The 12,493-nt window shown below is 62.5% G+C and carries 11 protein-coding genes; 7 read left to right on the top strand and 4 right to left on the bottom strand.

Annotation, left to right across the window (positions count from 1 at the left end):
* Positions 1-12: 12 nt before the first annotated feature.
* Complete coding sequence (locus R3175_RS00860) at positions 13-1,527, top strand: ATP-binding protein (protein ID WP_318941626.1); 1,515 nt, start codon at positions 13-15, stop codon at positions 1,525-1,527.
* The gene (locus R3175_RS00855) at positions 1,524-2,168 is read left to right on the top strand and encodes a response regulator transcription factor (protein ID WP_318941625.1); all 645 of its coding nucleotides are present in this window, start codon (positions 1,524-1,526) and stop codon (positions 2,166-2,168) included. Before R3175_RS00860 ends, R3175_RS00855 begins: the two co-directional genes overlap by 4 nt.
* Here the strand turns inward: R3175_RS00855 and R3175_RS00850 are convergent.
* Entirely contained in the window at positions 2,165-3,586 is a 1,422-nt protein-coding gene (locus R3175_RS00850; protein ID WP_318941623.1) for a PLP-dependent aminotransferase family protein, read from the bottom strand. The two genes, R3175_RS00855 and R3175_RS00850, sit on opposite strands and share 4 nt — an antisense overlap.
* Positions 3,587-3,764: 178 nt before the next feature.
* Between R3175_RS00850 and R3175_RS00845 the strand changes: the two genes are divergently transcribed.
* Together R3175_RS00845 and R3175_RS00840 are read left to right on the top strand one after the other, a co-directional pair.
* Positions 3,765-4,070, top strand: coding sequence for a hypothetical protein (locus tag R3175_RS00845; RefSeq protein ID WP_318941622.1), 306 nt, complete (start codon positions 3,765-3,767; stop codon positions 4,068-4,070).
* A complete protein-coding gene (locus tag R3175_RS00840) occupies positions 4,067-4,885 on the top strand; it encodes a PhzF family phenazine biosynthesis protein (RefSeq protein ID WP_318941620.1) in 819 nt (272 codons plus the stop codon). Before R3175_RS00845 ends, R3175_RS00840 begins: the two co-directional genes overlap by 4 nt.
* 7 nt (positions 4,886-4,892) lie before the next feature.
* Here the strand turns inward: R3175_RS00840 and R3175_RS00835 are convergent, their stop codons facing one another.
* Together R3175_RS00835 and R3175_RS00830 are read right to left on the bottom strand one after the other, a co-directional pair.
* Positions 4,893-6,224, bottom strand: coding sequence for a diguanylate cyclase (locus tag R3175_RS00835; RefSeq protein ID WP_318941618.1), 1,332 nt, complete (start codon positions 6,222-6,224; stop codon positions 4,893-4,895).
* 2 nt (positions 6,225-6,226) lie between these two features.
* Positions 6,227-7,321, bottom strand: a complete 1,095-nt coding sequence (locus tag R3175_RS00830) for an ABC transporter substrate-binding protein (protein WP_318941613.1) — start codon at positions 7,319-7,321, stop codon at positions 6,227-6,229.
* A 159-nt stretch (positions 7,322-7,480) separates the two neighbouring features.
* Here R3175_RS00830 and R3175_RS00825 point away from each other — a divergent pair, with 159 nt between their 5' ends.
* Positions 7,481-8,686 carry an NAD(P)/FAD-dependent oxidoreductase gene (locus R3175_RS00825; protein WP_318941612.1) on the top strand — a complete coding sequence of 402 codons (1,206 nt, stop codon included), beginning with the start codon at positions 7,481-7,483 and terminating at the stop codon, positions 8,684-8,686.
* Here the strand turns inward: R3175_RS00825 and R3175_RS00820 are convergent.
* Positions 8,683-9,843 (bottom strand): alpha/beta hydrolase, encoded by a 1,161-nt coding sequence (locus R3175_RS00820; RefSeq protein ID WP_318941610.1) that lies wholly within the window; start codon positions 9,841-9,843, stop codon positions 8,683-8,685. The two genes, R3175_RS00825 and R3175_RS00820, sit on opposite strands and share 4 nt — an antisense overlap.
* A 283-nt stretch (positions 9,844-10,126) precedes the next feature.
* On the opposite strand from R3175_RS00820, the gene R3175_RS00815 reads away from it, so the two are divergent.
* A complete protein-coding gene (locus R3175_RS00815) occupies positions 10,127-11,407 on the top strand; it encodes an MgtC/SapB family protein (protein ID WP_318941608.1) in 1,281 nt (426 codons plus the stop codon).
* 230 nt (positions 11,408-11,637) lie between these two features.
* Entirely contained in the window at positions 11,638-12,486 is an 849-nt protein-coding gene (locus tag R3175_RS00810; protein WP_318941607.1) for a DUF6160 family protein, read from the top strand.
* The last annotated feature ends 7 nt before the right edge of the window (positions 12,487-12,493 follow it).

The raw sequence follows: 12,493 nt of genomic DNA, 5'->3' as shown, positions 1-12,493 counted from the left end.
ATTAGCCTGACCATGGACCAGAAACTCCCAGATTCCCAGCCTGCCCTGCTCGACCACGACCCGGACGCCTGCTTTCTGGCGGAGGCCGATGCCCGGCTCTGCGCCAGCAACCCGGCAGCCCGAAAACTGGGTGAACGTCTGCTCCTGGACGGCCTTGAGGAGCTGCTGCCGGTCAATCATGCGGCGCTGATCAGGGCCTGCCTGACCCAACAACGGGCGATTGGCGATGTGGAGCGCCGGATTGGCGACCTCATTCTGCTGTGGACCTTCATTCCGGACCTTCAACGGCAACGGGTGCTTATCCGGGGCCGGGACGCCACGTCGACCATCGCCAGGCTGGATGAGGCCACCCGGTCCAACCGGCTGTACCGGCTGATTACCGAAAACTCCACCGACCTGATTTCCCGCCATGCCCCCGATGGCCGGTTTCTCGACGCCTCACCCGCCTCATGGCGCCTGCTGGGCTACTGGCCGGAGCAGCTAAGGGGCAAACGCCTTGACGACATCATTGCACCGGGCACTCTCGACGAGCAGATGGAAGAGGCCCGCACCCAGTTACGGGATACCGGCTACGCCACCCTGACCCTGCAGGTCCTGCATCGGGAAGGCAGCAAGCGCTGGTTCGAGATCGCCAGCCGGGCCATTCGCGAAACCTACACCGGCACAGTGATCGAAGTGATCAGCGTGTCCCGAGACATCACCGCCCGGGTGCAATCCGAGGAAGAGAACCGCCGCCTGGCGGACGAACTGGCCCACGCCGCCCGGCTGGCGACCCTGGGGGAACTGGCTTCCGGCATCGCCCATGAGATGAACCAGCCCCTGGCCACCATCGTCAACTACGCCAGCGCCAGCCAACGGTACCTGAACCAGGCCCGGGACAACCCGGACATGCTGGCCCGGGTTCAGGATGGCCTCGGGCGCATTACCCAGCACGCCAACCATGCCTCGGAAGTGATCAAGCGGCTGCGGGCTTTTCTGCGCAAGGGCCAGAAGCGCAGCGCCACGATCAACGTGAACAACACGGTCAAGACCGCGATCCGGTTGTGTCAGTGGGAGGCGGACAAACACCGGGTGACCATCATCCAAACGCTGTCCGAGCGCGAACCGACCCTCACCGCCGACCCGGTACTGCTGGAACAGGTGCTGATCAACCTGATTCGCAACGCCATCGACGCCAACCGGGAACACCATTGCGATCAGCAGCCGTCACAGGTCACCATCGCGACCCGCCAGGAGGGCTCCGGGCACGACAATGCGCAGATCTTCATTGAAGTTGTCGATCAGGGGCCGGGCCTGGATGAGGAGGGCCTGAAACAGATGTTCACCCCCTTCTATACCCGTAAATCCCACGGCCTGGGGCTGGGGCTATCGATGAGCCGCTCCATTGTTGAGGGCTTTGGCGGGTTCCTCGACGCCAGCCCCGACAGCAGCGGCGGACTGCGCCTGACCTGTCGGTTCCCCCTGACGCCTGCGCCGCGACAGCCCCATCAAACCCATCAACCCCAGCAGCAGAGAGCCAGTCAATGACAGACGCCCCCACCCCCATGGTTTACGTTGTGGATGACGACAGTGGCATGCTCGAATCCACCCAGTGGTTGCTCGAGTCCGTCGGCATGACCGTCCGGGGCTACGCGGACGGTCGCCAGTTTCTGGACGCGGTGGGTCCGGATGCCACCGGCTGTGTGGTGCTGGATGTCCGCATGCCCGGACTGGGCGGTCTGAACGTGCAGGAGGAGATGCAACGACGCGGCCTGAATCTGCCGATCATTTTCGTGTCCGGTCATGCGGATGTGCCCATCGTGGTGCGGGCCTTCAAGTCCGGCGCCTTCGACTTTATTGAAAAGCCGTTCAACGAACAGCTGCTGCTGGACAGCGTACAACAGGCCCTGCAGAAGCGGCCGCAGGATACGGCCCCGCCCATCCAGGACCCCGACGCCCTGGCGTTGCTGGACAGCCTGACCCCCAGGGAGCGGGACGTCTTCCTCCCCCTGGCCCAGGGCTACACCAGCCGGGAGATTGCCGAGCAACTGGAAATCAGCGTCAAGACCATCGACCTGTACCGGGCCCGGGTGATGAAACGGCTGGGGGCGGAACGGCTGCCGGATGTGACCGGCCTGGCGATTGCCGTCGGCCTGGTCAACCCGCTCAGCCTGCGGGAATCCGGCTAATCGGTCCCGGATTCCCCCGCCACCTGCTCCACCAGCGCCCCCAGACGCTGGATCGCCCACTCGACGCGGTCACTCCAGGGGTTGGCGCCATTGAGTCGCAGGCAGTTCTCATACTTGTCGGTGGTGGAAAACATCCGCCCCGGCGCCACGTTGATGGCTTCCTCCCGGGCCAGCTGGTAGACCCGGGTTCCCGAGGTTTTACCGGGCAACTGAACCCACAACACGAAGCCGCCTTGGGGCCGGCTGACGGCGGTGCCCTCCGGAAACGCGCGCCCAACCGCCCCCCGCATCCGCTCCACGGCGTCCCGATAGCACTGCCGGGCCTGTCGCAGGTAACGGTCGTATCCACCCTGTTCCAGAAACCGGGCCACCGCCAGTTGCGGCACGGTGGCGGTGGCCAGGTTGCTGAAATACTTCTGCTGTCGCGCCTCAGCGTGGTAACGGCCGGGAATCATCCAGCCCAACCGAAGGCCGGGGGAAATGGTCTTGGAAAACGAGCTGCAATAGATCACGTTGCCCGTGCGGTCGAAGGCCTTTGCCGGGCGAGGGCGTTCGCCGTCGAAATACAGGTCACCGTAGATATCGTCTTCGATCAGAGGCACCCGGGCCCGCTCCAGCATGGCCACCAGCGCCTGCTTGCGTTCGTCGGGCAGCCGGGCGCCCATCGGGTTACTGTGGTTGGTGACCACCACGCAGGCCTTGATCGGCCACTGTTCCAGGGCCAGCTCCAGACCTTCGAGACTGAGCCCGTCGGTAGGATGGGTGGGGATCTCGATCACCCGCAGCCCCACCACATCCAGCGCCTGCAGAATCCCCGGGAACGACGGCGACTCCACCGCCACAATGTCTCCCGGTTCAGTCACCGCCCGCAGGGCCAGGATGATCGCCTCCTGGGCACCGTTGGTGGCGAGGATGTCATCCGGCGTCAGCAGGCACCCGAGTGCGGTCATGCGCTGGGCGACCTGTCGGCGAAACACCGACTTGCCGGGGAACGCGTAGTCGAGGGTCTCGTAGCCGTGACGGGCCGCCCAGAGCGTGGCTTGCTGGATCTGGCGTACCGGCAGGAAATCAGGATGGGGAATGGCCGCCGCCAGAGGCACCATGCGCTTCTGGTCGTCGCTGCACAACTCCAGCGCCATGTCCCGGGCACTCACTGGGGATGGCTCGGAGCGAGGCTGGCTCATGGCCGGCTCCGGCGTGTCCAGCTTGGGCAACCGGACAAAATGGCCGCTGCGCTCCCGCGCTTCCAGGTAACCCCGTCCCTCCAGGGTCTGGTGGGCCTGCAAAATGGTGGACACGCTGACGCCAAACTGGCGACTCAACACCCTCACGCCGGGCAAGCGTTCCCCTTCCCGATAGACACCTTCGTCGATCAGGGTTTGTAACTGGTCGGCCACGCGACTGTAGAGAATACCCATCGTTCCATCCTGCCAGATTCCGCCACCCAGAGAGCAGCACAGATGCCCGACAATTCGGGCAGTACAGAGGCTTTATTAAAGCACCTGTACCGGGTCAAAACCACAGAGCCTGAATCTGTGCTGATTGGCGGGACAGCGTGACAATGGAAGCTCGATCCACGGACCAGGAGTGACCGCCATGACCGTGTTTGAAACAGAGCTCCACCATGGCAACCGCCAACGCCACCCGGTTTCCCGCAAGGACGTCCTGGGACTTGCGGGGGGGAGCCCCTTGGGGCACCCTAACGCGGCAACAGACCTCCAGAAGCTTGATCGGCTGGGGTTTAAAGTCACGGAAATGGCGCCACAACATTGGCTAATACGCCCTTCTGGCAAGCGGCTGGAAATACACCTGTACGGGGCGGATGAACTGGCCCGGTTCCTTGCCCTGCGGGCGGACGGCTATGCACGCCAACCCGGACGACACACACAGGAGCCTTCATGACCACATTACCGATCTACCAGGTAGACGCCTTCACCAGTGAGGTTTTCGGTGGCAATCCCGCGGCGGTGATGCCCCTGGAGCACTGGCTGCCCGATGAGCTGTTGCAGAAGATGGCCCTTGAGAACCACCTGTCGGAAACCGCTTTCCTGGTACCGGAACCGGCGGGCAGCGACGCCGATTTCCACATCCGCTGGTTTACCCCCGGCGCCGAAGTCCCCCTGTGTGGCCACGCCACCCTGGCCACGGCCTGGGTGCTGTTCTACAAGCTCGACTTCGCCCAGGACACCGTCCGGTTTCGCTCGAAAAGCGGTCCCCTTGGGGTAACCCGTCGCGAAGGCGGTTGGCTGGAGCTGGATTTCCCCAACCTGGCCTACCAGGAGCAGGCTACGCCGGAGCTGTTGCGCCAGGCCCTGCCTCTGGCCGGGGAATGGGTCTACTTCACCCCTAACGACGCCAACTATATGGTGGTACTGGAGAACGAGGCCGCCGTCCGGGCTGCGGAACCGGATCTGGGGTTGTTGAAAAAACTCGGCAGTCAGGGGGTGATCATTACCGCCCCGGGTGAACAGTGCGATTTTGTCAGCCGCTACTTCGTGCCCTCGGTGGGCATTGATGAAGACCCGGTGACCGGTTCCATCCACAGCGTATTGACACCCTACTGGGCCGGTCGACTGGGGCGCGACCGGTTATCGGCCCGCCAGCTGTCGGCCCGCGGTGGTGTTCTGGAATGTCGGCTGGACGGGGACCGGGTGCGGATCGCCGGCCAGGCGGCCTTTTATATGGAAGGCCAGGTCCGCCTGGACAGCGTTTCCTGAGATCCGGTCACCAGGGTACCTCAGCGGGAGTCCGGTCCTCCGCCACCACTTGGTTTCGACCGTTGTGCTTGGCCTGGTAGAGCCGCTTGTCGGCCAGGCTGAGCAAGCGGTCGAACAGCTTCTCATCCAGGGGCAGCTCGCAACCCGGCTCCCAGGTGGCACAGCCGATGCTCACCGACACCCGGCCAATGGGCGAACCCTCATGAACCAGGTTGGCGTCATACAGCGTCTGGCGGAGTTTTTCCGCCAGTTCCTGGGTTTCCTGCATCCTCTGCCCCGGTAACAGCAGGGCAAATTCCTCTCCCCCCAACCTGACCGCCAGTTCCCCGGCCCGTCGACAGTGTTCCCGCATTACCTGCGCCAGCCGCACCAGGCAGCGATCGCCCTTGGCGTGTCCGTAGCGGTCGTTGTAGGCCTTGAAGTAATCCACGTCGATCATCACCAGCGAAATCGGCGTGCCCTGGCGTCGGGCCCGTCGCTCCTCCAGCCGTTTGGCGTCGTCGAAGTAGCGTCGGTTAGCCAGACCGGTGAGCGGATCGGTGCGGGTCATGCGGATCAGCTCACGGCGGTGTTCCTCCAGCTCCGCCGTGCGCTCCTGTACTCGCGCCTCCAACTGGTCCCGCTCCCGCGCCAGAGCCGCCATCGCCTTGTCCCGTTCGGCGCTGTAGCGGCCAATGGTTCCCCGCAGGGTCTCAAAGCCCTCCGACACCAGGTCGATTTCATCCCGCCAGGGCCGCTCCGGGCGCTGGATCTTCAGTGGCGGATTGTCCCGATTCGGAGACAGGCGCTGACTGTAGCGGGCAATCTGGCGCAACGGTTTTTTCAGCCGCGAGACGATCACCCGATAGACCACCACACTGATGAACAGAATGAACAGACTCAGCTTCGCGGTGGCCATGGCCACTGAGATCAGGATATTGCGCCGGACCTGTTGCCAGTTGTAGGCCACCGACAGTTCCCCGAGCGGTTGCATACGCCCCTGGGGATGGGGAATGGGGGTAACGAAGTCCGCCGTGCCACTTGCATCACCCAGCCCCACCTGGAAGGTCATGCCGGTCATAGTGGTCAGCCGGACGGAGCCGATTTCCGGGTGGGCGGCGATCATCGCGACTTGGCGCCGGGCCGCCTCCGGTTCGATATCCCACAACGCCACGGTGAGCAACGGCACATGGCTGCCCGCCAGGGTGGCCACCAGGGCATCGACCCGCTCGATCTCGCTGCGATACTGGACCCAGCACTGCACCACACTGACCAACAGGACAAACATCGATGCCAGGAACACGATGCGACGGAGGATGTCCCGGGTGATGGACTGGATGGGGCGCTCGTCATCCTGCACGATCATGGCTCCAGCAACTGCCCGAAATCGAAACGGTAACGTCTCAGACCCGGATTCCGGTGCTTGCTGTAACGGGTGAAGTCGATCTGTGGTACCGGTTCGGCGAAGCGTTCCAGATAACGGCTGGCCAGCTCCGGGGTAAACAGGGAAAACATGGGACGTTCCAGTTCCAGCCCTTCGCTGTCGGCAAAATCGATACCGTGGTGATAGTCATACAGCAGGACCAGCGACCAGGCGCCGGCCATGAAATGCCCGCCGGCCAAGGCGGACAGTTCGCCGTTGATCAATCGGTTCATTGCTTCTTTGGAGGTGTTCACGCCGGACACCAGAACCTCGACGCCGGGGCGCAGTTGTCGCTCCCGCACCGCTTCGATGGCACCAAAGGCAATCAGATCGTTGCCACACCAGATCAGGGACACCTCGGGGTAGCGGTCCATCAGCCTGGCGGCCTTGAGTCTGCCCTTGTCCTGCCGCCAGTCCGCGTGCACCAGCTGGTGCAATACCAGGTCGTCATTGGCTTCTACCACCGATTGCATACCGCGGTTGCGACGGATGGAACTGTCGGTGGAGCGGTCCCCAGAGATGGCGATCATGTGAATCTTGCCATCGGCGCCATACAGCCCACGTTGACGAGCCTCCAGCAGCAGGGCCATGGCGGTCAGTTGACCAGCCGATTCCGCCACCGGGATCAGCGACCCCAGCAGGCCGCTGAACTGCTCCCGCGGGCCACCGAAACGGGACCGCTCCGCCGGTAACAGGCCATTATAGGCGAGGAACACCCGGATGCCGGCAGCATCGGCAATGCGCATCTGTTCGGCGAAGGTCCCTTTCTCCACTGAAAACATCAAGTAGTCCGGCCGATGCGCCGCAGAGCGGGCCGCCACCTCCCGGGTCAGTTCGATCTGGCGGAGTGGGTCCCGCCCGGCAAACAGGATCTCCAGCTCGATATCCAGGCTGCGGGCAGCGGCCTTCATACCGTTGGCAGCATCCAGCCAATAGGGCTCGTCATGCTTGCCGGGATTGATGAAAGTAACGGAGAAGGCCCAGCAAAACGTGGGTAATAAAAGCAGCAGGGCCGTCAAACAGATTCGGGACACGTCTCTTTCCAGACAGGTATGGGTGTGCGGAGATGACTCAGGGGTTATTCAATGGCTCCCTGAAAGCGTGCATATTCTAACCAATCTGGACGCCATAGGCCATGTAAAAGCGCCGCTCTGTCGTTATACTGCCGGGCCATCCGTTGCAACTGAAACGACATGACTCCAACAAGCCCGCTCCGAAACGCCCAACACTTCGACGTCATCGTCATCGGCGCCGGTGCCGCCGGCCTGATGTGTGCCGCCACCGCCGGCTACCGGGGGCGTCGGGTGCTGGTGGTGGATCACGCCAACAAGGCCGGCAAGAAGATCCTGATGTCCGGTGGTGGCCGCTGCAACTTCACCAACCTCAACAGCACCCCGGCCAATTTCCTGTCGGACAATCCGCACTTCTGCATCTCCGCCCTCAAGCGTTACACCCCGCAGCACTTCCTCGAGCTGGTGGAGCGCCACGGCATCGAACACGTCGAGAAGGCCGCCGGTCAGCTGTTCTGCCGGGACAGCAGCAAAGACATTCTCAATCTCCTGCTCACCGAGTGTGACTGGGCCGGGGCCGAGGTTCGCCTGAAGACCGAGGTGCGCGCCGTCGAGGAAGCCGGTGACGGCTACCGCCTGGACACCAGTGGCGGTACGCTGGCCTGTGAGTCCCTGGTAGTGGCCTGCGGCGGGCTGTCGATCCCGACGTTGGGCGCCAGTGGGTTCGGCTACGACCTTGCCCGCCAGTTCGGCCTGGAGGTCCTGCCCACCCGGGCCGGGTTGGTGCCGTTCACCCTGCAGCCGGACCTGAAGGAACAGTTGGCGCCCCTGTCCGGCGTCAGTTGCCCTGTGGAAGTGACCTGCAATGGCATGAGTTTCCGCGAGCCCATGCTGGTGACCCACCGCGGCCTGAGTGGCCCCTCCATGCTGCAGATTTCCAGCTTCTGGCGGCCAGGCGACCCACTGTCGATCAACCTGCTGCCCGGCCACGCCGTACAGCAAGAACTATTCGCCCTGCGCAAGGAGCAGCCCCAGGGCACCCTGGCCAAATACCTCAACCAGCAATTGCCCAAACGCTTCGCCCAGGCCTTCAACGACCTGCAGGGCTGGCAGGGCCCGCTCCAAGGCTATAAGAACCAGGCCCTGGAGGCCGCCGCCGACACCCTGCAGCACTGTACCATCAAGCCGTCAGGCACCGAAGGATACCGAACCGCCGAGGTCACCCTGGGCGGTGTCGACACCCGCCAGCTGTCCTCCAAGACCATGGCGGTCAGTGATCGCCCCAATCTCTTCTTCATCGGTGAGGTGGTGGATGTCACCGGTCACCTGGGCGGGCATAACTTCCAGTGGGCGTGGGCGTCAGGGGTGGCGGCAGGGAATGTGGTCTAGTCTGTTTCCCCACAACACCGATCCATAAAACGGCGCATCAGCCGAAGGTACTCCCCCTGATGCAGGTGCATGGCGTGATTGCCCGGGAACCAGTGGATCTGGCTCCCACGCCAGTGTTCGTGCAGTTTCTGGACGAACTGCGGTAAGGTAAACCGGTCCCCAGCCCCGCCAATCACCAGCAGCCGATCTGGCGAGATAACCGGCTGCCAGGTCAAGGGGCAGTGCACCGCAGTGACATGGCGAAACTCCGACACATCGAAGTTGAACCGGGCCATTTGCCGGTAGAGGATCCAGTTGAGGGGCTGCAACGCCAGCGCCGTATCGACCAGCATCACGGCGGGGGCATTGGGTATGGCAAAGGCGAGCCGGGCATCCACCGAAGCAGCCAGTGCGCTAACGTATCCCCCCAGACTCAGACCCGACACGCCGATGGCGGGCGCCCCCTGCTGTTGCAGATAATCGATCCAGATTCGCAGGTCATACACCGTCTGAAGGAACACTTCGTTCAGGTGTGACAGGCCGTGGGCAACAATGCCGATACCACTGAAAAGGTCATAGCGATCGCTGCGGTAGCCATGGAATGGCATGGTGTATAGCAGGATGTCGTAACCCTTTTTGTAGAACCAGCGCAGGGAGAACATGGTGCTGTTGAACCAGAAGCTGTCGGCGAAGTAACCGTGCAGGAAGATCAGCGTCGGTCGGGCGCCGTCCGGGTGCCGCCAGTACTGCGCCACCACTTCATGGCTGTAGTCATGCCGGGCATAAGCCTCCCGGACCTCCGGGTTCAGCGCGACGTAGGGGCTTTGAAAACCGAGCAACTCGAAATCGACACCTTTGGGCCTGTAGCCGAACAATCTCGGTTTCCGGGGCGTCACCTCCACGTCCCTGGGAGGCCGGGGAAACACTTCATTGATATCCGCGCGATCCGCGCAGCCCTTGTAGAACTGCACCACTTCCAGATCCCGCTCAAGCTTTCGACGGGACACCAGATTGGCGGAAATGGCCAGAGCCACCATGGAGGCCAAGCCGGTACGCATAAGCAGGTCGACCGCCGCGGCCGCCTTGATCTTGACGGCGTAACGGTTGTCAATGCTGGTCACATACGGATTCTGGTTGAAATCCTGTGGCAGCGTTGTCCACCAGGGGTTTTCGTTCATCGCGGCATTCCGGTCCAGGGACCATTCGATCGGTCAAATAAGCCGACATCTCAGTTTCCCTGGCCATCACGCCTGGTATTCATTCCACCCAGTCCGTGGCTCTATACGGGTAATTGTAGATTAAGTCTGCGATTCGGCCATTCCTGTTGCCGCTGTGCCCCGCCCGTGACCCCATCACGGGGCCACGGGGCGCCGCAGAATGGCCTGCTGCCACCCACTCGCCGCAGGTACGCTATCCTTAGGACAACAGGGTCGCGAATCCAACGGCAGGAACCACCCCGGAATGGACGAAGTTACCACCCAATTCCTCACCAACAACCAAACCACCTTTGATCTGGCCCTCGCCCTGTTGTTGGGCGCCCTGATCGGCCTGCAGCGAGGCTGGAAGGCCCGGGAGCGCAAGTCGGGGGAACGCATTGCGGGGATTCGCACCTATGCCCTGGTGGGGCTGCTGGGGGGCATTGCCGCCCTGTTGGCCAACGAGGTGACGGCCTGGGCGTTTCCGGTAATTCTGATCAGCCTGCTGGGCGTGACCCTGATCGCCTTTTACCAGCGTCTGCAGGAAACCCGGAATTTCAGCATCACCGGTACCATCGGGCTGATCCTCACCTTCTGTTTCGGCGCCATTGCCGTGGCGGTGGACCCGGTGCCCGCCGTGGCCGCCGCCGTGGTAACGGCCATCCTGCTGGACAACAAGACCGAGATCCACGCCCTGATTCGCAAGCTCGAGGCCCACGAATTGGACGCCGGCCTCAAGCTCCTGCTAATCACCGCGGTCATGCTGCCGCTGCTGCCGAACACCGATATGGGGCCAGGTGGGCTGCTCAATCCCTACGAGATCTGGTGGCTGGTGGTACTGATCGCCTCGGTGTCCTTCGTAGGCTACTTTGCCATCCGCATGGCCGGGCCGGCCAAAGGTATCCTGTTCACCAGCCTGTTCGCCGGCTTGAGCTCGTCCACCGCGCTCACCCTGCACTTCGCCCGCCAGTCCCAGCAGGCGCCGGAGCTTAGCCCCCAGTTTGCCTCCGGCATCCTGATCGCCTGCGGCACCATGTTTCCCCGCATCCTGGTGTACTGCCTGCTGATCAACCGGCAACTGCTGCCGTCCCTGGTCTGGCCGGTGGTGGCTATGACGGTGGCCCTGTACCTGCCGGCCCTGGTGATCTGGCACTTCAACCGGGCCGCCCTGGCGGTCAAGCGGCCTTTGTTGGGCAAGAACCCGCTTGACCTGAAAACGGCGCTGGCCTTCGGCGCACTGCTGACCGCCATCCTGTTTGTCGGTGAACTGCTGAAGGACTGGTTTGGCAATACCGGCATCTACGTGCTGTCGGCCACCTCTGCCATTGCCGATGTGGATGCCATCACCCTCTCCCTCACCCGCATGTCGCACGGCTCGATCAGCGCGGATACCGCCGTGCTCGGCATCATCATCGCCGCAGCGGTGAACAACCTGGTGAAAACCGGGCTGGCCACGTCCATTGGCAGCGCTCCCCTGGGAGTACGGGTCGCCGGGCCAATGGTGCTTTCCATGTTTGCGGGCCTGCTAGCCATCTGGTTGCAGTAAGCGCCCACTTCTCCTGTAGAGCCTCTGATCAGCTCCCTAAGCCCCAGATAACGATAACTTGTGCACAACTTGGCAACATGCCTTCAGTCCCGACAGGCAAAGCGTGACCCAGATCGCCTTTTACCTTACGGGAAGTTAATAGCATAGATCGTGGCGAACCAGATCCATGAGTTTTCAAAATAATGAGCAGTCGGGGAGCCCAAAAACGAATAAAACAAAAGGGAAGTCACATGAACGGCCTGAAGAAACGGATCTATCCCCTGGCGTTGTCACCTGTGCTGCTGTTGCCGGTGATGGCCCACGCCCAGTTCAAGCCATTGACGGATGATTTGATGGGCAACGTGACCGGACAATCCGGAATTTCCATCGACATGAGCGCCAGGCTAAGTATTGGCGAACTGCGCTATCAGGACGACGGCAGCCTCGCGATTCGCAATATCCGCCTGGGGGGCGCCAACAAAACCGAGTATTTCGGTTCCAACTGGGGCGCCGCCACCCACTCCGGCGACCGTCTCGATCACCTGCAACTCAATATCGACGTGCTCTCAGACGGCGACCTGGTGCTGTTCGCCAAGCCCGAGCCGGGCTTCGGTCAGGCCGTCGACTTTCGCCTGAGTACCGATGAATGGGTGCTGCAAAAATCCACCGGTGGCGACGGCACCCGCCTGCTCAACTACCTGGACATGACCGGCCTGGCGCTGGACCTGCGTATGAAAGTGGACAACGACAGCGGCCATCTGTTGGTGGAAAGCACCTTCGGCATCGATGACCTGGATACCGAAATCGGTTTCCTCGGCATTGGTATCCAGGACATGAAAATCACCGGCATGAGTTACTTCGAGTCGCTGGGAGAATGGGGCAACGTGGGTCTGCCGGACATCGGCGCCGAACTGAAGCTGGACATACACACCCAGGACACCCTGGCCCAGCCCAACGCCCTGGCCATCGATATCGTGCAGTTCGAGTCTGACATCGACATGCCGATCATTACCCTGGGCAACGGCCCGTCGATTGGCGCGGTGACCATCAATGACCTGCGACTCAACAACACCTCCATGGTGATCTACGGCCACGATTGAGGCCGCT

The organism is Marinobacter sp. (assembly GCF_033722735.1).
Classification (GTDB): Bacteria; Pseudomonadota; Gammaproteobacteria; order Pseudomonadales; family Oleiphilaceae; genus Marinobacter.
This window is presented reverse-complemented; position numbering and strand designations above follow the sequence as displayed.